We start from the raw sequence: 22430 nt of genomic DNA on the forward strand, positions 1-22430 counted from the left end.
AAATGAAACGTTTATTTAGTGGAGCTTTAGTAACAATGGTAGTGGCATCATCCTTATTAGCAGCTTGTGGCAGCGATACTACAAAGACCGGTGATGCAAGCGCAGCACCAGCAACAGAGGCAGCACAAGAGGTAAGCTTAACAATGGGCAGCTGGCGTACAGAAGATACTGAGGCTTATAGCAAAATCATCGCAGAATTTAAGAAAAGCAATCCGAACATCAATATTCAATTTAATCCAGTTAAAAATACCGAGTACAACACAACACTTAACACTTCGTTGCAAAGCGGCAGTGGTCCAGATATTATTCATCTTCGTCCTTATGCAGCAGGTGCAGCTTTAGCAGATGCCGGTTACTTGGAGCCTTTGGATACTTTGAAAGGTATGGACGTATTTACTAAGGACACTTTATTAGCAGCAACAGGTACAGACGGTAAAGTATACGGCGTACCAACGGTATTCAGCTCCACGCAAGTATTTTATAACAAGCAGATTTTTGAAAAATATAAGCTGCAAGAACCCAAAACATGGGACGAGCTGTTAAAGATTGCCGATACACTAAAACAAAATAAAGTTACTCCATTAGCATTCGGTTCTAAAGAAGCTTGGATCCTTTCACTAACTCAAGGTACACTTGCTCCTTCTGAATATGGCACGGATTTCATCAATAAAATTCTTTCAGGCGAAGCTACTTTCAAAAGCCCAGAATTCGTGAGTTCGATTAAAATGCTGAAGGATTTAACACCTTATTTCCCAGATAATTATATTGGGCTTGGCATGGACGACATGAGAAACATGTTTGTTACCGAACAAGCAGCTATGATGGTAATGGGAGATTGGGAATATGCAGTTATGAAAAAAACCAACCCAGACCTTCAAATGGATGTATTCCCAATTCCACCGAAAAAAGCGGATGGCAAACCAACAGTTACAACTTGGGTAGATGGTTCATTTGCAGTAAATGCAAAATCAGCTCATAAGGCAGAGGCTCTTAAATTTATGGAGTTCTTAACTACCAAGGAATTTGGTGCACTTGCTGTTAACGAGCTTCAAAAACCAAGCACTATCCCAGGTATCGTGGCGAATGATCCACTTGTAGCGAAAATTGCCAAGAATGCTGATACGATTTCAACTCCTTATGCTGCGGTTGTTTATTTCAACAAAGGTAACCCTACAACCAAAGCTGCATTGGAAAAGTCTATTCAAGGGATGTATTTGGATAAATTAACCCCAGAGCAGGTAGCAGAAGAAGTTCAGAAAAGTGCAGATACATGGTTCAAGTCTACAAAATAAACAGTAACAAGGTTCATTTGATAACCTTGAGATGAGGGTGTGGGGGCATGAATAACTTGGCCAAATCGTCAGGGTGGAAAAAGGGATTGGTTCATCTATTCCCTGTTCCTGCCCTCGCAATTTATAGTTTGTTTTTGATTTATCCAATTCTTGCCGCTTTCGGCTATAGCTTTTATGATTGGAAGGGTCTTATCCGCGGTGACTTTATTGGGCTGGACAACTTTGTGAGCCTGTTTACCAAAGAACCGTTCAACCATTTATTCTGGAATGCGTTGCGTCACAATCTCTATTATTTAGCAGTTGAAATGGTTGTACAGAACACAATTGCTTTTATGCTCGCCTACTTTATTTACAGTAAGCTAAAGGGCTCAGGCTTTCTAAAAATAGCTTATTTTTTACCTCGGCTGCTCTCTGTTATTGTCGTCGGTTTTCTATGGAAGCTGATGTTGAATCCAAACAATGGCGTGATTAATGTGCTGCTGAAAAAGATTGGTCTCGTTTCTTGGGCTAAGCCTTGGTTGGGAGACACGTCTACGGCACTCACCTCGATTACGTTGGTTAATAGCTGGTTTGGTGTAGGGTTTATCATGTTGATTTTCCTTGCAGGTCTTCAGTCCATTTCAACGGAGGTTATTGAAGCCGCGCGTTTGGACGGAGTAAAGGGATTGCGTATGGTCCGTTCTATTATTCTACCTATGATGAGCCAGTCGTTAATTATTATTGCAGTATTTACGTTTATCCATGCATTCGAGGTTTTTGATTTAATCTATGCCATGGAAGGTTCGCAAGGAGAGCCTTACAGCTCCACGGACACGTTAGCCGTTTTCTTTTATCGCATTGCTTTTGGAGGCTCAGCTGGCGACTCGGTTGCATTGGGTCTTGGATCGGCACTTGCCGTTGTCCTATTCTTCATGATCGCAACAGTATCCGCATTGTTCCTGTACTTTACTAGAAAGCAATCGACGCAGAACTAAGAGAGGAGGCAGACTGTGAAAACAAACAAACCCATTATGGGGCTTCAATACTTTGTAGCGTACTTTGGAGCATTGGTCAGTTTGTATCCGATTTTTCTGATGCTGACCTCCTCACTAAAGACGAATATTCAGATTTTAAAAAGTCCATTGTCATTGCCGACTTCTTTATCGTTCGCATCTTATAGCAAGCTGCTCCATCAGATTTCGTTTGGAACCTATTTTTTGAACAGTACAGTAGTTAGTGTGGTTTCGGTAACTTTGATTCTATTGTTTGGAGTCTTTGCATCCTTTTACATTGCCAGATTTCCTTTTCGATGGAACTCTGCGTTATTCTTCTTTTTTCTCTTGGGTATGATGATTCCGATTAAGCTGGGAATTGTTCCGCTGTTTCTTTTAATGAAGCAGCTTGGTTTATTAGATAGTCTTTGGTCATTGATTAGTGTTTACACAGCTGTCGGATTGCCCTTGGCTATTTTAATACTAACAGGCTTTTTTCGGACACTTCCTAAAGAACTCGAAGAAGCAGCGCGTATTGATGGATCATCTGATTTTGGTGTTTTGTGGCATGTTTTACTGCCGTTAATTCGTCCGGCGCTTGGGACTGTAATGATAATGAATTTCCTTGCCTCATGGAATGATTTCTTTTTCCCTTTGATTTTTATCCAGGATAATTTGAAAAAGACAATACCAGTTGGCATGCTGTCTTTGTTCGGAGAGTACTCCACTGATTTAAGTATGCTGTTCGCTGGATTGACGTTGTCTTCCTTGCCGATGATCATTTTGTTTTTCTTCGCATCGAAGCAGTTTATGGATGGAATGACGGCAGGAGCGGTGAAGTAGCATGGTGACTAGCAGCTTTGGAGCAAAAAACTTTATAGGCATCGACGGTGGAGGTACCAAAACACTTTGTATTCTCGGCGATCAGAATGGGCGTATTCTTGCTGAGGGCCGTGGTGAGTCCAGCAGCGTGAAATCCCGATCTTGGGAGGAAGTTAAACGAGTTTTACTCTCACTGATCCATGAGGTATTAGTTCGATCCGGTACAGATGCCTCCTCATTAGGTGGAGTTTTTCTCGGGCTTGCCGGTAGTGATAGACCCGAAGATCGGAAACGGATCGTCGACTGGCTACAGACGGAATTACCAGAAGGTGTCACCATTACCGTACACAATGATGCAGTCACAGCTTTGGCTGCTGGAACCTGGGGACAGAGGGGCATTGTGCTGATTTCTGGCACAGGCTCAATCGCCTATGGATTCGACCCTGCAACAGGAGAGTTTGTTAGAGTAGGCGGCTGGGGTTACCTTCTTGGCGATGAAGGCAGCGGCTTTGACCTTGGGCAGAAAGCGCTAATGGCTGTTATGCAGGAGTATGATGGTCGAGGTGAATCGACTGCTTTAACGAAGCTAGTACTGGAGCGTTGGGAATTACAGCATCCAGGGCAATTAATCAACACCATTTATGGTCAGGAAAATGTACGGACTGCTATCGCAGATGGTTCTAAGCTTGTCCTGCAGGCTGCTGCAGCTGGAGATTCGGTAGCGGTTAAGCTGGTAGAGGAAGCTATTAAAGAGCTTGAAAAGCTTGTCCAAACAGCAACGGCTCAATTAATGAGTAAGCTTTCTGTGGGACTTAGCGAGAATAATGAAGTGTTGGGGCTTGAGATACCTCTAGTTTTAACTGGGGGATTATTCTCAGATCAACTGTTTGAACAGCTTTTTAGGGAAACACCAACGATGCAATCGGGTGCATTTGAGATTAGACTGCTCGAACGTCCTCCAGTTGTCGGAGCTTATTTGCTAGCTTTGCAGGAGCAGGACGTCGAATTGACCGAAGTGATGAAGCAACAAATTACAGCATTTGAATTCAAGACATAAGATAATAGGTTCGAAGGCAGATTGCCTTGTATAAACCTTGACAAACACATTGTCAGAAAGCGGTGCAGTCGTTTTTTGGTAAAAAGGAGGAAAGGTAAAGTGACACAACAAATAAAACAACAACCACTTACGGAGCAAAGGAACAATAAATCACAGCACCTTGACCGTTTAAGTGTACATGAAATCGTAACATTAATGAACGAAGAAGACCAAACGGTAGCACTTTCAGTACGCGAAGCTCTACCACAAATATCTATTGCCATTGAAGCTGTTGTTCGTGCCATGAAGCTTGGTGGCCGACTTTACTATATTGGAGCTGGAACAAGCGGACGTCTTGGTGTTCTAGATGCTTCAGAATGCCCGCCTACGTTTGGCGTAGACACAGACTTGGTGAATGGTCTTATTGCAGGTGGAGAAAAAGCTATTCGTGCAGCGATAGAGAATGCTGAAGACAATGCCGAAGCAGGAGCCCGAACTATTGCAGATATTGTACGTGAAGGCGATGTCGTCGTTGGAATCACAGCAAACGGGGCTGCCCCATATGTTATAGGTGCGATCCAAGAGGCGAATCGTATGGGAGTAACCACAATTGGAATCAGCTGTAATCAGGATACGCCATTAAGCTCAACTGTGCAGTTTCCGATTGAAGTACTAGTCGGGCCAGAGGTTATTACCGGTTCAACACGCTTAAAAGCAGGGACAGCGCAGAAGATGGTGTTGAACATGATTTCTTCGACTGCGATGATTCAGTTGGGTAAAGTCTACGGAAATCTAATGGTCAACATGAGAGCAACTAATAAGAAGCTTAGAGAACGTGCCATACGAGTTATTCAAGAGGCAACCGGAGCTGACGAAGAAACAGCTCGACGTATCGGAAGCGAAGCTAAGGGCGATGCAAGAGTTGCTATTCTGATGATCATGTTTGGGATTAGTCAGCAAAAAGCTGCGGGTATGCTTGTTCTTGCGCAAGATCACTTTGGTGAAGCAGTGAAATTACTCGAGCAAAGTCGTATATAATAAAATTTAGAATTACATTTGCTTGCCTGCCGAAATTTGCGGCAGGTTTTTTTTATGCGACTAGAAAGGTATTTAATGGGAAATGTAGAACTTAAAAACAGGTAACGAATTATAAATTCTTGGGAAGAAGGTAGAAGCATGGGCAAAGTAGTGGGTTTTGAAATAAGCAGTCAAGAGCCTGAAAAGGCAGCAGAATTTTATTCTAAGGTGTTTGGTTGGGAAATTGCAGAACCTCAATGGAACTATCAGGCTGTTAAGACAGCTGGAGGAGTTAATGGAGGGATTTCAGGTCCGCCAGACGATCATCCAGCAGGAACTCGCATTCAAATTGAAGTCGATTCCATTGATGACGCTATTTCTAAGGCTAAGGATCTAGGGGCTACTATTGTGAAAGATAAGATGGATTTTGATACTTTTTACCTTGCCTATCTGATTGATCCTACTGGAGTTCATTTTGGATTGACTCAAATCAAGTAATTGAATCAGGAGAGATGATTTTTTTTGAATTCGGCAGTTCGGGTAGCGTATGGTATAAAAAAGATTGCTTGGCTGAAGAGGGAATTGGTATTGTAACGATGACACTTAGTGATTTTGAACTGCATCCACTATCTGCTGATACTGCTCTAACAACCTATCGAATCTTTAACGAAGTAAAACTGCAGCATTCATTGCGCAGCTCGATATGGAAATTTAGAGACGGAAGCTGGCAAATGTTTTTCCATCAAGGTACACCAACGGAACGTGAACGGGGGATAGAATGAACATTTTAATTCTTCAGCCAAAGCTTGAAAAAGGGATTGTTCAGCTTGAAAATGAGCTTCGTAACAACCCATCTGTGGATATAGTTATTTTTCCAGAGGGTTATTTGAATGAAAATGTGGGTCAAGCCTGTAAATTAGCGGAGAGCACAAACACCATATTTATAGGTGGTTACAGAAGGCTAAATGAAAGCCCAAAAGATAGAGCTATTATTATTAATCGCAAAGGCGAAATCGTTCTGGATAGAATAAAATATAGCCCCACATCTTTCATATTAGAAGAGAGTCTAAGAGTTGGTCTTATCCTATGTGATGAGTTAGTCATACAAGGTGTAAAAAGCAATGATGTTGCTGGCATTGACTTAATTGTCCATCCAATTGGTGTAGGGATGTTTAGCAAAGCACAATTTGATGAGTGGATTACAGCAGCTGCAGCAATAGCCATAAAGAATAAAACGATGATTATCGGTACGAGTCATGCAGACGGCTCTTTTGGGAATACGGGTGTTTCCATACCCATTACTTATTGCATTAATAAGGATGGGGGTATTGTCTTTATTTCGGAAAATGATGTGCGAGCTCGGATTTTGAATTTTAAGACTAAAGAATATTGCTTTCCAATGGAGATACGAGAATTAAAGTCGAATGAAGATTATCCAATGGACAAGACCAGAGACCATTGAATTAGTCAATATTGCAGTTAACGAGGAGCACCAGGGCAAAGAATAGGAAGAAAATTAGTAAACCATGCAATAGATAAAGCTAAATCATTAGGGTATAAAACGATTGAGGTAGGCACAGGGAATCCAGGTATGGGACAGCTTGCCCTTTATCAAAAATGTGGGTTTAGAATCATTGGAGTTGATAGGGACTTCTTTATTAGGCATTACGCTGAGGAGATTTATGAGAATGGAATTCAATGCAGGGATATGGTGCGCCTCTCGCAAGACCTTTGAGGTTTTTCGACTGACAATTCGTAATCATTTAACGGAAGATGAAGGGTGATTTTAATGAGACTAATTAGAAAAATATCAGACAGTGATTTTTTAGGCGAGGCGCCTGTGTGGATTAATTTAGTATCTCGATTTGCTTCAAGAGGCGTTCTAGTGGATGAACAATTAAATGTGGTTATGATGCTGAGATCATTCATGAGCTGGGATACATAGAGGAATATAAGAATCAGAATGATTTTATGCAGCTTTCTTATTGTTTTGTGGCAAAAGCACTTGAATATAAGGATGATGTAACGCTAAGTGAAAGTGAAATTAAACTGGGTATGGAGGCAAAATGGATACCTTTGAAGCAAGCATTAGAATTAATGAATGAGTCCGTTTACAGATGCGATGATTATTCTACTAAATTTATGATTCTAAGAGACAAGACGATACTTGAAGAGGCTATTAAAATATTTGGCTAAGGATGAAAGATTCTTATACTTTTTGGTATCTATATAGTAGCAAACGTGATCGAGGAGGTGACGGCTGGAAATGGAACAAAATAGCTGCACGGACTCTATGGAAATGATGGCCGAAATACATCTTGTAGAACATGCTCGTGCTGGAAACCGTGAAGCATTTGGTGAGCTTGTACGTCGTCATCGAGCAAAAGCGCTTGGATGGGCTTCGAGTTTTTCCGCTGATACTGCAATGGCTGAAGATATCGTGCAGGAAGCGCTGATTCGTGCGTTTTTACATGTCAGTAATCTTTCTGATGTCTCTCGATTCAAGCCTTGGCTGCGCCGCATCGTGCAGAATCAAGCGAATCAGCGCTTTCGTCGAGGAGGGCCTTATGGCAATGAGCGACCTTTTACGAGCATGGAAGGACATGCTGCTTCAATGAGTTCAGCTTCTTGGAACAACGCGGATTGGCGGGATATTGATTCCATTTTATTTCATTTCAGCCAGTCGCTTAAAAAACGCCACTCGGAGGATGATCCTGAAGTTAGAGTCGTCCGAGCTGAAATGGTAGAAGGAATAGTTACCCTGTTGGGATGCTTGAGCAAGCATGAGCGCAATGTATTTGAAGCTCATTTTTTTCGACAGCTTCCATTTGCTGAAATTGCTGCATTATTCGGAACCTCCACCTCTAATGTATATACTTTGCTTTCGCGGTCACGTAAAAAGGTGCAGAAGGAACGGGTAAGGGTCTACTTTCAGGATGTTGCCAAAAAGCTGATGAGTGAAGGAAAGCCTACAAGACGTATACTCACACGACCGTTTGACTTCTAGACAGGAAGAGGAGAAACCATTTGTCAAAAATACCAGAGGCAGTTCGTCTTACTCGGTCGCCAACCGCACAAGCAGTATTCGGTTTGATCCCGTATACGGACAAAAAAGAGGTTTATTCGCTTGCAGACATTATGATGATTACTAACAGTGCATTTATGATCAACATTCACCCAGAAACGGTTGACGCTGCGGGTCCAACACTATTCTCCCCCACTCAATTAATGGGAGATGGACTTATGGCAATGGGATTTGATATTGGCGAGAGCTATTATGAAATTCCGGCAACACCAGAGCAGCTTGAGCAATACGTCAAATTTATTAAAGATAGCATAGACCGCGGTTTACCAGTAATTGGCTGGGATTTATTTTGTCCTGAATTTGGAATTATTTATGGTTACGATGATGAGAAACAAGAGTTGTACGCGCGTGACGCGGAGAAGGACGGCATAATTGCATACAGTGAAATTAATAATCGGCGTTATTCTAGTATTCATGCAATGGCTGTGTTGAATTCAAGCTCTGTCGATCCCTTGGACACATTGGAAGATTCACTGCAAAGAGCCGTCCATTTCTTAGATGAAAAGAACCATCAGCCCTCATCTCAATACCATCATGGTATCGCGGGGTATGACGCATGGATGCAAGCGTTTATGACGCGGCATATCCACATTCCGGAAAACGCATATAATTTAGCAGTGGTTACCGATGGCAGAAAATTTGCTGCTCAATTTTTCGGGAATTTCTCAGAATCTATTTTTAGTCAAACATCACTTGGCAGCCAGTTAGCTCCGCTTGCGTTGGAGGCGGCAGCACATTATAGCGTAATAGCCGAAACATTATCGGAATTGTTATTGCGATTTCCTTTTCCCCAAGGAGGAGAACCTAACAACCAACAGGAAGCAGAACATGCCATAAAACTATTAAACAAAGTGAAAACATCTGAAATTAATGGTTTAGCCGTAATGAGTCAAATGCTTGAGCTTGTTTTAAACCGCAAAAGAGAAGCACCTCTTTCACTGGGGAAATTTAAATTCCCGCCATATAGTTAAAGTGTTGTTTCAATTAAGAGTAGACTGATTATGAAGGAGCTGAATTCAGGCTCCTTTTTCTCTTGACAATAATTGTAATGCATAATAACATACGTTATATAACGATAGTTATTATGAAATGTGGAGAGATTAATATGCCCCCAAAAGCAGAGATAACCAAGGAAAAGGTTTTAGAAGCAGCGTTTGAAATTGTTCGAGCTCATGGATTAGAAGCTCTAACAGCTAGAAGTATAGCGCAGAAGCTTAAATGCTCGACTCAACCCATTTATAGTGTTTATGGGAACATGGTGGAATTAAAAGATGATGTGTACGATAAGGCTGTTAGCTTTGCTAATGCCAGAATGAGCGAGTATGAAGATGAAAAAAACGTACTTGCCTTAAATAATGCAATTGGCTGTCTGTATTTTGCGAAGAACGAGAAGCAGCTTTTTAAAACGGTATACCTTTCTGGGTACAGAAAGTTTGACAGCAAGGACAAATTATTAAACGTAGAATCGTTTATCTCCTTTTTACATATGGAACACAATACGAGTCAAACTGCAGTTCCAGAAAGTACGCTATCCAAAATATTCTTAAAGCTCTCGATTTATTTAATTGGCATCGGAAGTATGATTAACACCGATACATTGGATTTAGATATTAATGAAGCTGCAGAAATGATGATAGAGATGTATGAAGCTCTTTTGTTGAAAGCTGATCAAGAGGTTTTAAGCAAGGTGGCACGGGATGAATAATAAGGCGGAAGGCCAGCATTCTTCTTTATACACAATGCGAAGAGTTCTTCCGTTTCTTAGACCTTATCGCTTCTGGGTAATAGTTAAACTGTTATGTACGATATTAAATGCGGCAAATGATATATTTCTTGTCTATGTGATTAATATCCTTGTAAACTCTTCGTTGTCCGGTGACAAGGAGGAGTTAAGTAAATCGATCCAATATATGATTATTTTTATTGTAATTGGCATTATCATGAACTTCTTGGATACCTATTCATCTGGGCGTTACAGTGCGTATGCAGCTCGGGATATGAAGGATAAATTTAGCTCGCAAATTGACCATTTACCTATCTCCTATATGGAAACGCATCATTCTGGAGATCTAGTATCCCGAATGACCAATGGGATCACGACTATCGAAAATTTCGTCAAAGATGATCTTATGGGAATTGTATTTGAAATCGTTCGAGTGAGTGTAAGTATTATTGTGATGTTTTTTCTAAGCTGGAAATTATTATTATTTTGTATAGCTATCCTACCGCTCATGGCAATTCTGACAACCAGGATTAGCCGTCCATTAAATGAGTATTCTTCCAGACTTCAGATGAGTTTAGCGAAATCGAATTCCGCAGTTCAAGATGCTATTAGCGGCATTTACATGATTAAATCTTATAATCTCATTCAAGTTATGTATGGAAAATTCAAAAGTGTACTCGAGCAGATGCTGGCAGATTCCTTGTTAGTGGAGAAGAGAAAGTCGGTAATGGGGTCTGTGAGTGTGTTCGTGGAAACGGTTCCTTTTTTACTCTTTTTTCTGTTTGGTGGATATATGGTGATTCAAGGTGATTTTACTGCCGGTGGACTAGTAGCATTTGCTCAGCTGCTTACTTATCTCGTAGGAGGAATGGGTTCTTTACCCAACAAAATAAGCAATTACTCCATAACAGCTGGGGTTGCAGGGCATCTCTTTGAGCTTATGGACGAGAAAACCGAGCGAAGAGGCGGGAAAACGCCAGAAATATCCCCGTCTGCACCAGCTCTGGAGTTTATTAACGTTTCATGCTCCTATGATGGACTTAATAGGGTATTGAAAGATGTCAGTTTTACATTGCCACAGGGAAAGACATTAGCTCTGGTTGGATCAAGCGGATCGGGTAAATCAACCGTTTTTAAACTGATATCAGGATTTTATGAATCTCAAAATGGCTGTATTAAGCTGTTTGATGAAGCATTGTCAGAGTGGGAGCTGTCAGCTGCAAGATCGTTGATCTCACTGGTTTCACAAGAGACCTTTCTTTTTTCTGGCTCCATAGCGGAAAATATTACTTGTGGAAAAACCGAGTTCAACATGAAGGATGTAGTAAGAGCTGCGAAAATGGCGAATATACATGACTATATTCAGTCGTTGCCGGAAGGCTATCAAACCCTTGTTGGCGAGCGGGGAGTGAAGCTTTCAGGCGGACAAAGACAGCGTGTTTCTATTGCGCGCGCTATATTAAAGGACGCACCAATCTTACTTCTGGATGAGCCGACATCTGCATTGGATACAGAATCTGAAATGCTGATCCAAGAAGCGATCCACCACATCATGCTAGACAAAACGGTATTAGTCGTTGCACATCGTCTATCCACGATTATCGAAGCAGATGAAGTTATTGTCTTAGACGAAGGTCGCATCGTCGAAAGTGGAACGCATAAAGAACTGCTGGATAAAGCCGGTACATATAAACGCTTGTATGATAAACAATGGATTAAGCAAGCGGAATCCCTAATGGTACTTGAAGGGGAAGGGGCATAATCGATGGCTGATAAGCGTAATTCTGAAGCTAGGCGACTGGCTCAATTAATCAAACCTAGAAGAAAAGCCTACTTATTGGGACTATTGGGCAGCAGCCTTATGGATTCCAGTATGTCGCTTGTATTTCCTTTATTGATAAAGCTCGTGTTGGATGCAGTTACCGCCAAAAACATGAACACTGTAGGGAAGATATGCCTAGAATTTTCTATAATTATTGCTTTATTAATTTGCCTGACCCCACTTTTTCAATATCTGTTTGGCAAGACAGTCAAAGCAATTATGATTGACTTTCGCTTGAGCGTATTCCATCACATGGAAAAACTCCCAGTGGCCTATTACGAGAACACTCATAGTGGTGACAGTTTATCGAGAATTAATAACGACTTAGGAGTAGTTGAGAATGCTTTAAGCGGAAATATACGTTCGATTGTTTCGCTGCTGATGACGGGGGTTTATTCAGCTGTCATTATGTTGTTTCTCAACTGGAAATTTGCCGTTGTCCTGATCTTGGTGGGATTAGTATCGACCTATGTTAATTCCCGATTTGCCCTGCCGTTACGGAAAATTAGTTTGGAAATCCAACAGGGTTTGGGCAAACAGGTGGAAAGATTAATGGATTTAATTGCGGGAGCACAAGTAAGCCGAGTCTTCCAAATGACAGGCCAGATGAACCGAAAATATCAGGTAACCAATCAATTATTAGCTAAGCTGTCCATTGCTCGTTCGGTAAGATCTGCTTTTCTGAATAGCGCAAATTACACGTTGATATGGATTAATAACGGTGGAGTCTTTATCTTCGGCACCTTACTGCTAATCCATGGTGAAATTACATTGGGGACTTTGCTATCTCTAATTCTATTGTTGGATCATGTAACGAATCTCTTTCGCAATCTGGGAAGCTTTTGGGCGAATTTGCAGTCATCGTTTGCTGGAGCTGCCAGAGTATTTGAGTTATTAGATATTGCTGAGGAGCCGGAACGACATAATAATGAAGCCAAAAATAAAGCACATAAAAATGAGAGTAAGCAAATTATTGAGTTTCGAAATGTATCATTTAGCTATGGTGAGGGTGAAAAAATACTAGATGGGTTAAATTTATCTATTGAAAAAGGACACTTAGTTGCACTAGTAGGTCCAAGCGGCGGAGGTAAAAGTACAATCCTCAAGCTTTTGCTAGGTTTTTATCCGCTTGAGCAAGGGCAGATTCGGTTTGAGGGCAAACGCTTCACAGACTACTCATTGTCGGAACAAAGGAATAAAATGGCTTATGTTTCACAGGATAGCTACCTTTTTGAAGGGACGATTGAAGAAAACATCAGATATGGAAGGATGGATGCTACTTATGAGGAGGTTGTTGCAGCTGCCAAGTCTGCGTATGCCCACGATTTTATAATGGAACAGTCGGAAGGCTACAGCACTAGTATTGGGGAACGGGGGGCAAGACTATCCGGCGGTCAGAGGCAAAGAATAACGATTGCCAGAGCATTATTGAAGAATGCGACAATTCTTCTGCTTGATGAGGCGACATCAGCTCTAGATTCTGAATCGGAACAAGCGGTTCAGATGGGGCTTCAACGTTTAATGGAAGGCAAAACGACAATAACCATCGCACATCGCCTTTCCACAATAAGGCAAGCAAATATGATCTATGTGATCGGTAAAGGAAGAATCATGGAGCAAGGAAGGCATGCTGATTTGCTTGATGCAGGCGGAGTATATATGCGATTACATAATATGCAGGATAGGAAAAGTAAGTAGATCCAAAACCTTAGGCAGCAGTCCTAAACCAGCCGTTTCTAGCAAAGACAGCAGCGTCCATTAATTTGAAGGTAATTATGCCCTGAGGATTCTCTTCAACCAAATGGTGAAAGCCATTACATATAGGAAAAAAGGGCCTTTTTTCTATCACTAGTTTTCTACTTTTACATAATATGAAAGTATGAGAGATTAATAGTCTTTCTATGATATTAATTATGAAAAGAGGGATAATAAAATGGCAGGTACAAAAACATTTGTCAATACCAGTCAAGCTGTGTTACAAATTACGCTTTTTGTACGTCAAGGAGTCAATCCAGCCAACCAAGATGGGACGGCTACCTTTACACTAAATCCACAAGAATCACTGTTTGTTCAATATGGCAACGAGCAAAATCCATTCCTGAATGGGTTTACACTATTCACCATCTTAAATGGCGATCTCTATAGTAAAGTTCAATTTACAACTACAATCGGCAGTGAGTTGGATAATCTTCTAAATACAAATGATTATGTTTTGTTCTCAAAAATAATAACAGACTATGTAATTTCAGGAGCAAATGTAGACCAGATTTAGAGAGTCAATTGTCCACTGCTTTAAGTAACAATAAAGGTCCAAGTCTTAGGCGAAAGCTCCATAGACTTGGATCTTTATTCGATTTAATCTCTCAGCTAGGTTTGTTCAAAAAGCCTAACGATTTCAATGATCACTTTTGTCGCCTTCTCCATCGTATCTACGGAGACATATTCGAAACGTCCATGGTAATTCTCTCCACCAGTAAATATATTCGGGGTCGGCAAGCCCATATAGGAAAGCTGGGATCCATCCGTACCGCCGCGGATTGGACGGACGATAGGGTCAATTCCGAGATTAACCATGGCTTGATAGGCAATATCAACGATTTCCTTAACCGGTTCTATTTTCTCCCGCATATTATAGTATTGATCTTTAATATCCAACACAATGCTGCCTTCACCATAACTTGCTTTCAATTCCTCAACGATCTGAATCAATTCAGCCTTTCTTCCACTAAAACGTTCCTTATCGAAATCACGAATAATATAATGTAGCTTTGTCTGTTCAACATCACCATGTATAGAAATTAGATGGAAGAACCCTTGGTAATCTTCGGTGTGCTCAGGCGCTTCTAGGGTCGGCAATTTGCTTTGGATTTCCATAGCTATCTTTGCTGAATTCACCATCTTGCCTTTAGCTGTACCTGGATGAACGATTTTTCCACTACAGGTTATGCGAGCAACCGCTGCGTTGAAGCTTTCATATTGAAGCTCTCCAAGAGGACCTCCGTCCATTGTATAGGCATATTTCGCGCCAAAGGCAGTCACGTCGAATCGGTGCGGGCCTCTTCCAATTTCCTCATCGGGGGTAAAAGCAACTCTGACTTTGCCATGTTTAATTTCTGGGTGATTAATCAGGTAAGCCATCGCAGTCATAATCTCTGTCATGCCAGCTTTGTCGTCAGCACCAAGCAAAGTTGTCCCATCTGTTGTAATTAGAGTTTGTCCCTTATAGCCTGCTAGCTCGGGAAAATCCCTTGGTGATAGGATAATTTGTTGAGCTTCGTTGAGTACAATATCATGACCGTCGTAGCTGTCGACTACTTGTGGATTAACGCCTTTACCTGTGAAGTCGGTAGCCGTATCGATATGAGCAAGAAATCCAATCGTTGGAACATCCTTATCTGTATTAGACGGAAGAGTGGCCATTACATACCCATTATCATCTATTGTAACTTCCTTCATACCGATGCTTTTAAGCTCATCTACAAGCATTCGTCCCAAAACTAATTGACCGGAGGTTGTAGGGCAGGTCTGACTGCTGTCATCGGATTGCGTATCTATTTGTACATATGTTTTAAAACGGGCAATAATCTCAGTTTTCATATTGGCTTCAGCTCCTTTTAATTATTTTAGCAGATTTTTTTCTTGTTTAAAAACATATGTGTACCCGATATTGTTATCAAAGTGAGTAGTAAACAGGACTTACAGACAACATAAAGTCTTGTCTTAAATAGAGAGGAGCTTTAAGATAAAGGAAATGAGGCGATAGAAAAGAGGAAACTAAGTGTCAGCACATAACCTTAGAATAGGCTTGATCGGATTAGATACATCTCATGTTACTGCATTTGCAGACATTTTGCACAATGAGGATCATCCTTTCCACATCCCTGGAGCAAGGATTACGATAGCTTACTCAAGTGTGTCCGATGATTTTGAAATGAGCTATGCTCGAGTGGCTGGATTTACGGAGCAATTACAAAATGAATATCGAGTTCAAGTAGTAGCTTCTCCAGAGGAAGTGGTTGAAGCTAGTGATATGATCTTGTTGGAATCTGTAGACGGACGTGTTCACTATGAACAGTTTAAACGAATTGCTGCCTATGGCAAGCCGGTTTTTATTGATAAACCGCTTGCTCTAAGCTATCAGGAAGCCAAGGCTATTCTCGATTTGGCAGCTCATCATCAACTACCCGTAATGAGCTGTTCTGCGTTAAGATATTCGCAAGCGTTGATAGACGCAATAGCTGACAAGGAGAACGGTGAGATTTTTGGCATGGATTGTTCTGGGCCGATGGCAATCCAGCCTACTCAGCCGGGCTTGTTCTGGTATGGCATTCATATGGTTGAAATGTTATATGCCGGATTAGGTGAAGGCTGTAAGCAAGTAACAGCTGTATCTAATGAAGATGGTGATTTTATCGTCGGGGAATGGCTCGACGGAAGAGTGGGTACTTTACGTGGCAATCGGTTGGGGAATAATAAATTTGGAGCTTTGCTACATAGACAGCAGGGGACTCAATTTTTAGATGTTTCCTCACATCCTAAGCCTTACTATTCCGGAATGCTGGAGGAAATTCTAGCGATGTACCGTAATAAAATTTCCCCAATTGATCCCGCAGAAATGTTAGAAATCATTCGTTTTATGGAAGCGAGTAATGAAAGTAGAGCTACTGGAGAAACTGTGAGACTCTAAATTATTTACTCAGGTCGATCTGTTATTTAAGCCAGATAAAATCCACAGCAATAAGTAAAAAGGATACTCTTAGAATCCAAATTAGCATTTTCCCGCTTAATTTAGTGCTTAGTACGGCTCCTAGCCATCCGCCAATTAGTGCGCCAATAGCTAATGGCACTAGAATCCCCCAAGATACATTCCCTTGTACAATATGGGTTCCACTTCCGAGAAGTGAGGACATTAAAATCACAAACATCGAAGTAGCCGTAGCCATATGAGGAGGATAACGAAACAGAATAACCATGACAGGAATCATCAGAGATCCCCCACCTATCCCAAACAATCCAGAGAAGAGACCAACCAAGCATCCAATACTTAAAACCGCGAAATAGCTGTAACCAAATAAGCTGACTTGTCCATCTGCTTGGACATAACGCCGAGTTATTTTCCAAGATATCGCTAAGGGCTTCATATAGTCGCGTGCAACCATAATGGCAGCGATTAACAGCATAAAGAAACCAAAAGCAAGCTGGAGTGTCTCAGGTTTAAAGGCTTGAGTACATAAAGCCCCTACTATAGCAGCAGGGCCGCTTCCGATAAAGAAAATCCATGCGCTTTTGAAATCAACTTTTTTAGCTTTGATATAAGTTAAGGAGGAGCTGAATGCTGTAAATGAGAGCACAACCATCGAGGTTCCAACTGCTGTAGAAGCAAGCAGATCACCATCAAAAAGCGTCGGGTTTAAATATATCAATGCAGGCACTATGATAATTCCACCACCTAAGCCTAGCAGGCTTCCAAATGCAGCGGCAATAATCCCCAAAATAATGAATAAGCCAAAGATGAGCATTACACTGAAGTCCTTCCGGAGGATTACTGTTGAAGAACCCCTCTAACGTTTTATACCACAAAACAGGGAGTTATACACCAGTCTTCACGCTTGATTGAGGAATTATTTTTTCATTTTTAAACGAAGATAATCCTCCCGTTCCCATTTATTTAAATAAGAATACGGATTAAAGGACCACTCGGTCAGACCTGTATCTCGATATAACCCATAATGTAGATGAGGCGGGAATTTGCCTGAAGTTCCAGGTTTCCCGTATCCAGAGCTGCCAACCCAACCGACAATTTGCCCAGGCTTAACAATATCACCTTTTTTAATCGGTTTATTAAAGCCAGACAAATGAGCATAATAATGGTAAACATTATTGAGATCCCTAATGCCAATTCTCCATCCGCCAAATGGATTCCAGCCTATAATCTCAACGATTCCATGACAGGTGCTTTTTACAGGCACTCCATAACCAGCAAAAAGATCGGTGCCTTCATGAATGCGCAGTCCACCCCAGCCACGCTTGGCTCCCCAGGTATTGCGATAGGAGTATACGGCACTAACCGGCAATGGAAAAGAATTTTGATATAAATCCAAGGTTTTATTAACCGCATAAATTCGTGCGAATTGTTGGATTCGCTGTACGCTGCGTGAATTATGGTAATACTCCCAAAGCCTTATTTGTAAATCTTCCTCACGATTGCCAGGTGTTGAAATAAACGCGGATACCGTTTTAAGTAGATCTAAATCGTTATCTCGCTGCGCAAAGCCGTCCCCGGAACCATCTTGACCTAAGCCACGAAATAGCGAAATCGAGGTTGGATTGGTGTCGGTTTGATCCGGGTTTAGCGCGCCAGCCCAGTCCGATTCAGAAATGTGTATCCCAATTAAGCCTTGGCTTGCTGGGAGTTTTTTAGTGATTCGTAAGCTTCGCTCATATTGATCCATTGCAGCCAAATAAGACCAAGGAATTCCGGTAACCATGCTAACTTTTTCAAACAATTCTAGGCGTTTTGCGAATATTATTTTATGATCGGATTGTGTTTTTGGGGGAGAAGAAGCTGGGACCGCGGCTAGGACAGGGCTAATTGGTGTGTAGGTTACGGCAATCAATGTGATAAATAAGACCAAATACTGAAAGGATCTAGTTGGTTTAATTTTCATGAGATACTATTAATCCTCCCGAGTGTTTTTGCAAAGAATGGTTATTTTAGCATGTGCAATGCATGCATGTTTATGCTTAATGTCGCAAATTTTATATAAGTTCCGATGGTTAGTGGTATAGTTAGGGATACAAAACCTTAATCACAACAAATGAAGGAGATTGACCATGCGTAGTATTACAGCAAAACCGTTTGATCCAGACATGCAAAATCTATTAAGTGAAATAGATAATGGCTATCATGCGGTGGAATTGAGCAAAAAAGATAAGTCGGAGCTGCCTGCGGAGATTTATCTAATTGAAGAGGAAGCCGAGCTAGTGGGATATGCAGTCATTTGGGAGTATAAGAATGGCAAGCTGCTGATCGATAAGGCAGAAAAAGATTATTTTGATAAAGAGGACAAGTACTTGGAGAAGGATTTCTATATAGATATCAAAAATAAAACGGACATAATCTTAATCGAGGTTTTGGATATATTGAGGCCGTTTGAAGGTAAGGGGTATGCTAAATTCTTTATGAACTATCTTAAAGAGAAATACCCGAAGAAAAAAATGTATGTATATACAATTCATAAATCACGGAATTTTTGGTTTAAGCAGGATTTTGCTGTTTTGGGAACCACGAATTGGGTCACGTTTAATTAGAGATAGCCTCTTTTTTGTTGTCTGTTTTTTTTGCGCCAATCTGTAGGGCTAAATCCCGTTTTACGTTTGAATTCCCCACTGAAGTGATAGATATTCGGGTAACCCGTTTCTGAGGCAACTATTTGTATGGGCATTTCTGTAGTAGATAAGTAGGTTTTAGCGGCTTCCATTCGCAGCTCCAGCAAATAATCAATCGGTGTAAAGCCTGTTTCTTCTTTAAATCGTTTGATTAAGTATGTGGCTTGAAAGTTGCTGATTCGGGTTAAATCTGCTAATGTAATTTTGAATTTATAAGCCGACTCCATGTGCCGCGCTAAGGCCTTAACCACATCCTTACTTAAAGAATAACCAGTAGGAAGTGATCTGCTTTTACTTTGCTTTAAATCTTTTTGATGCTCTTCCACGGTGCCGCGGACCATCAAAAGGATTTTTTCCACGTCCAATAGTAATATTTCCTCGCCATAAGGCTGGTCCTGAACACGACTGTCAAGCATGCTGCTAATACCTTGAAGACATAACTTCAACAGGGGAGACAAGCCAAATGCTGCATCAATGCCACACTGCAATCGATTCCACAACAGAACATTCTGCAACTTCGCAAACAAGGGCTCAGCGGTCACTTCGGTTAATTCAATGTACCAATAAACGGCTTGCTGCGATGTGATAATTAAATCATGAGGTGTATTTGGCGTAATGATAAATAAGGATTGCGGGGACACCTCGTATTGCTCACCTAACCAGTGGAGTCGGAAGCTGCCAGATGCCAGAAAAAGCAGTTCATATGTCGGGTGAATGCCTCCCGTTTTATACTCGGACTCGGATGTGATCGCTGAGTTATAATTCATGGCATTATAATAAGAGATACTATAGTTTCTCAGCTTCATCTAGCTTCACATTCCTTTGTGTTTGAGTCTCATTCCAATAGTAATTTGAAACATAATCAATGTAAACCCTTTTATGAACGAAATCAGACGTAGTGAAATATTATATGAATTTAGGAGTTGTTATGGCGTTAATTAAGCTGATTTTACACTGCTAATCATAAATATAAAGCAAGATTATATAAATACATAATGAAGGAAATTCCTTATACTGGAAAGGTATAGGATGCCAAATTTAAATCAAAGAATGGAGCAATTATAATGAAGGCATTGCAGATCCTAGGTAAGGATGCATTTACAATAATTGATACAAAAATACCTAAAGTTAAGGATTTCCAAGTGCTAGTCGAGCTTAAAATTGTTTCTACTTGTCCGCGTTGGGACATTAATATGCTCGGTGGCAGGAACATGTTTGATTATAGCCTTGCTCCAGCCTATCCTTTGCAATACGGGTTTCCTGGACATGAAATGGCAGGTGTTGTGAAGACTATTGGCAGCGGGATTCGTTCATTAAAGGTGGGGGATCGGGTTGCAGCGCTTGAACATAATGGCGATGCTCCAGGTGCTTATTCACAATATGTTTGTTTTAGAGAGGAGGATTTGCTCAAGCTGCCTGATGCTATTTCTTATAAACAAGCGGTTTCGTTTGAACTGCTGAAATGTGTGATGATTGGCATGCAACAATTTGGCGATATCAAGGGGAAATCTATCCTCATTTCAGGATTAGGCCCTGCAGGTATTCTAGCTATTCAGATGGCTAAATTGTGGGGAGCTTCACGAGTAGTTGGAATGGATCTTAGTGAGGAACGTGTACAGTTTGTTAATGATTTAGGAATCGGTGAAGCGAAGCTCGTTAGCGATCAGCTCGAGGAGAAATTCGACTTAGGTTACGATTGTGTCGGTGCTGCTCCTTCTGTACAGAATGTGATGAGCTTCGTAAGGGATCATGTGGTTATTTTTGGAGTACTAAGAGGGGAATTACGCTACTCAGACCAGCTGTGGTTTAGTGGTTTTAAGCTGGAATCGTATAGATACAGGCCTACAACTCCAAGAGATCATGCCTTGTTAATCGATTTAGTAGCAAATAAGCGCTTGAATATGGAATGCATTCAAACCTACCATGGGTCTTTTGTAAAATATGATGAGGCTGTACAGCTATTAAGAGAACAGAAAGCGATTAAGGTTTATTTTTACCCCGAAACGGATTTTGAGCCAGCTGCAGAAGAGGAGCGTTCATTATGATTGGAAAAGGCGTCGTTTTCAAAGAAAGGCTTAAAGTAGCCTATCAAGATGTAAGTATACCAGAGCCTCAAGTGGATGATGTTGTTATTAGCGTTGAATATTCGTGGATCAGCAACGGGACGGAGTCGTCTTATCTGCGAGGTGAAAGATCAAATGGAGAAACGGCATTTAAAAATGGAGATCCCATACCTTTCCCGCAGATTAATGGCTATCAAAAGGTTGGAAAAATTACGTCGATTGGCGCCAATGTAACTGGATTTAATGTAGGTGAACGAGTTTTTGCTGCGATGAGCAAAGTTGAAGGCATGTTCGTTCCTTATGGAGGACATATTAGTCCGGCAGTTACCCCATTAAGCCAGGTTTGGAAAATACCCTCAGCAGCTGATCCGCTTGCTTACTCTGGTCTTGTACTTACACAGGTTGGTTATAACTGTGGGATGTGTCCACCCGTCAAAGCCGGTGATTACGCTGTTGTAATTGGCGATGGGATGGTTGGACAATGGGCAGCACAAACCTTGCTGCATCGCGGGGCTCAGGTTTTCGTGCTTGGCAGACATCAGGATCGATTAGATTTATTGCCAGCTGCGATTACCGCCATAAATACCAAACAAACCTCAAGAGATGAAGCACTTAAAGCTGTAAATGGCAAAGTAGCCATTATTGTTGATTCAGTAGGTTCTATGGAATCTGTTTTAAAGCTATTTCCATTAGCTAAGGTAGATAGCCATTTGGTTTCGGCAGGCTTTTACGAAGCGGATGGAAGAATCGATATCCAACTGTTGCGCACTAAAAGGATGACCTTGTATTGTCCATCTGGATGGACGCAAGCTGCTATGGATGAAACTATAGTAGGGATTACCGAAGGCTGGCTGCAAACCATTCCCTTAATCACGCATCACTTTCCAGTTGAACAGGCCGTAGAGGCGTGGGACTTAATTCTCGACCCAAGTAAAAACAAGCTTGGTGTTGTTCTGGATTGGTGAAAAGAAATAATACAAACAAAGCAAAAAGGCTGCTGACCTTACTGTCGGATATCCGTGCCAGATAGGTTACTGCCTTTTTGATCGGTGTCCTTTTGATCTGTATCCCTTTGACTCAGCATTACTTATCGTATAGAGGGAGTGAGCAATTTAATGAATTAAAGTAGTTGGGAATAGAACTTTTATCCACTGGTTTCCTCAATTTGAACACTGAGCGAAGGGGATACAGGTTAAAAGGAAGGTTTATG

General features: G+C 41.3%; 23 protein-coding genes and 2 pseudogenes. 21 read left to right on the forward strand and 4 right to left on the reverse strand.

The features are described 5' to 3' along the window. Positions 1-2 precede the first annotated feature (2 nt). The 17 genes and pseudogenes from EHS13_RS04440 (at position 3) to EHS13_RS04515 (ending at position 14040) form a co-directional block, all read left to right on the forward strand. Positions 3-1292 carry an ABC transporter substrate-binding protein gene (locus tag EHS13_RS04440; protein WP_155699210.1) on the forward strand — a complete coding sequence of 430 codons (1290 nt, stop codon included), beginning with the start codon at positions 3-5 and terminating at the stop codon, positions 1290-1292. A 47-nt stretch (positions 1293-1339) separates the two neighbouring features. Next, positions 1340-2266, forward strand: coding sequence for a carbohydrate ABC transporter permease (locus EHS13_RS04445; RefSeq protein WP_155699211.1), 927 nt, complete (start codon positions 1340-1342; stop codon positions 2264-2266). Between the two features lie 36 nt (positions 2267-2302). Next, entirely contained in the window at positions 2303-3106 is an 804-nt protein-coding gene (locus EHS13_RS04450) for a carbohydrate ABC transporter permease (protein ID WP_155705218.1), read from the forward strand. 1 nt (position 3107) lies between these two features. Then, entirely contained in the window at positions 3108-4142 is a 1035-nt protein-coding gene (locus tag EHS13_RS04455) for an N-acetylglucosamine kinase (protein WP_155699212.1), read from the forward strand. A 99-nt stretch (positions 4143-4241) separates the two neighbouring features. Next, positions 4242-5159: an N-acetylmuramic acid 6-phosphate etherase gene (murQ, locus tag EHS13_RS04460; protein WP_155699213.1), complete on the forward strand. Its 918-nt coding sequence runs from the start codon at positions 4242-4244 to the stop codon at positions 5157-5159. A 138-nt stretch (positions 5160-5297) separates the two neighbouring features. After that, the gene (locus EHS13_RS04465; protein ID WP_155699214.1) at positions 5298-5636 is read left to right on the forward strand and encodes a VOC family protein; all 339 of its coding nucleotides are present in this window, start codon (positions 5298-5300) and stop codon (positions 5634-5636) included. A gap of 20 nt (positions 5637-5656) precedes the next feature. Continuing rightward, a pseudogene (locus EHS13_RS04470) lies at positions 5657-5920 on the forward strand (nuclear transport factor 2 family protein); the annotation flags it as partial. Beyond that, positions 5917-6600, forward strand: a complete 684-nt coding sequence (locus tag EHS13_RS04475; protein WP_193571475.1) for a hypothetical protein — start codon at positions 5917-5919, stop codon at positions 6598-6600. The pseudogene EHS13_RS04470 and the gene EHS13_RS04475, both read left to right, overlap by 4 nt. Beyond that, positions 6581-6873, forward strand: a pseudogene (locus EHS13_RS04480) (GNAT family N-acetyltransferase); the annotation flags it as partial. The gene EHS13_RS04475 and the pseudogene EHS13_RS04480, both read left to right, overlap by 20 nt. Before the next feature lie 54 nt (positions 6874-6927). Further along, positions 6928-7083 carry a hypothetical protein gene (locus tag EHS13_RS36595; RefSeq protein WP_227013787.1) on the forward strand — a complete coding sequence of 52 codons (156 nt, stop codon included), beginning with the start codon at positions 6928-6930 and terminating at the stop codon, positions 7081-7083. 47 nt (positions 7084-7130) lie between these two features. Further along, positions 7131-7334 (forward strand): hypothetical protein, encoded by a 204-nt coding sequence (locus EHS13_RS36600; RefSeq protein WP_227013788.1) that lies wholly within the window; start codon positions 7131-7133, stop codon positions 7332-7334. Positions 7335-7404: 70 nt separating this feature from the next. Then, positions 7405-8145, forward strand: a complete 741-nt coding sequence (locus tag EHS13_RS04490; RefSeq protein ID WP_155699215.1) for an RNA polymerase sigma factor — start codon at positions 7405-7407, stop codon at positions 8143-8145. Between the two features lie 20 nt (positions 8146-8165). Next, a complete protein-coding gene (locus EHS13_RS04495; protein WP_155699216.1) occupies positions 8166-9194 on the forward strand; it encodes a hypothetical protein in 1029 nt (342 codons plus the stop codon). Positions 9195-9328: 134 nt separating this feature from the next. Then, positions 9329-9928, forward strand: coding sequence for a TetR/AcrR family transcriptional regulator (locus EHS13_RS04500; protein WP_155699217.1), 600 nt, complete (start codon positions 9329-9331; stop codon positions 9926-9928). After that, positions 9921-11708 (forward strand): ABC transporter ATP-binding protein, encoded by a 1788-nt coding sequence (locus EHS13_RS04505; protein ID WP_155699218.1) that lies wholly within the window; start codon positions 9921-9923, stop codon positions 11706-11708. Before EHS13_RS04500 ends, EHS13_RS04505 begins: the two co-directional genes overlap by 8 nt. A gap of 3 nt (positions 11709-11711) precedes the next feature. Further along, a complete protein-coding gene (locus EHS13_RS04510) occupies positions 11712-13466 on the forward strand; it encodes an ABC transporter ATP-binding protein (RefSeq protein WP_155699219.1) in 1755 nt (584 codons plus the stop codon). A gap of 235 nt (positions 13467-13701) precedes the next feature. Beyond that, on the forward strand, positions 13702-14040 hold the full coding sequence (locus EHS13_RS04515) for a hypothetical protein (protein ID WP_155699220.1): 339 nt from the start codon (positions 13702-13704) through the stop codon (positions 14038-14040). A 95-nt stretch (positions 14041-14135) separates the two neighbouring features. Here EHS13_RS04515 and pepT read toward each other — a convergent pair whose 3' ends face one another. Then, positions 14136-15365, reverse strand: coding sequence for a peptidase T (pepT, locus tag EHS13_RS04520; RefSeq protein WP_155699221.1), 1230 nt, complete (start codon positions 15363-15365; stop codon positions 14136-14138). Between the two features lie 181 nt (positions 15366-15546). Between pepT and EHS13_RS04525 the strand changes: the two genes are divergently transcribed. Further along, positions 15547-16455: a Gfo/Idh/MocA family protein gene (locus EHS13_RS04525; protein WP_155699222.1), complete on the forward strand. Its 909-nt coding sequence runs from the start codon at positions 15547-15549 to the stop codon at positions 16453-16455. Between the two features lie 22 nt (positions 16456-16477). On the opposite strand, the gene EHS13_RS04530 is transcribed toward EHS13_RS04525, so the two are convergent. Beyond that, entirely contained in the window at positions 16478-17287 is an 810-nt protein-coding gene (locus tag EHS13_RS04530; protein ID WP_155699223.1) for a sulfite exporter TauE/SafE family protein, read from the reverse strand. Positions 17288-17389: 102 nt separating this feature from the next. Continuing rightward, complete coding sequence (locus EHS13_RS04535) at positions 17390-18436, reverse strand: M23 family metallopeptidase (RefSeq protein ID WP_155699224.1); 1047 nt, start codon at positions 18434-18436, stop codon at positions 17390-17392. Positions 18437-18602: 166 nt separating this feature from the next. Between EHS13_RS04535 and EHS13_RS04540 the strand changes: the two genes are divergently transcribed. Next, positions 18603-19079: a GNAT family protein gene (locus EHS13_RS04540; RefSeq protein ID WP_155699225.1), complete on the forward strand. Its 477-nt coding sequence runs from the start codon at positions 18603-18605 to the stop codon at positions 19077-19079. Here the strand turns inward: EHS13_RS04540 and EHS13_RS04545 are convergent. Beyond that, positions 19076-19963: an AraC family transcriptional regulator gene (locus EHS13_RS04545; RefSeq protein ID WP_155699226.1), complete on the reverse strand. Its 888-nt coding sequence runs from the start codon at positions 19961-19963 to the stop codon at positions 19076-19078. The genes EHS13_RS04540 and EHS13_RS04545 overlap by 4 nt on opposite strands. Before the next feature lie 258 nt (positions 19964-20221). On the opposite strand from EHS13_RS04545, the gene EHS13_RS04550 reads away from it, so the two are divergent. Together EHS13_RS04550 and EHS13_RS04555 are read left to right on the forward strand one after the other, a co-directional pair. Next, positions 20222-21202 carry a zinc-dependent alcohol dehydrogenase gene (locus EHS13_RS04550; RefSeq protein WP_155699227.1) on the forward strand — a complete coding sequence of 327 codons (981 nt, stop codon included), beginning with the start codon at positions 20222-20224 and terminating at the stop codon, positions 21200-21202. Continuing rightward, positions 21199-22185: an alcohol dehydrogenase catalytic domain-containing protein gene (locus EHS13_RS04555; protein ID WP_155699228.1), complete on the forward strand. Its 987-nt coding sequence runs from the start codon at positions 21199-21201 to the stop codon at positions 22183-22185. Before EHS13_RS04550 ends, EHS13_RS04555 begins: the two co-directional genes overlap by 4 nt. The last annotated feature ends 245 nt before the right edge of the window (positions 22186-22430 follow it).

The sequence above is a fragment of the Paenibacillus psychroresistens genome (genome assembly GCF_009728935.1).
Lineage (GTDB): Bacteria > Bacillota > Bacilli > Paenibacillales > NBRC-103111 > Paenibacillus_AC > Paenibacillus_AC psychroresistens.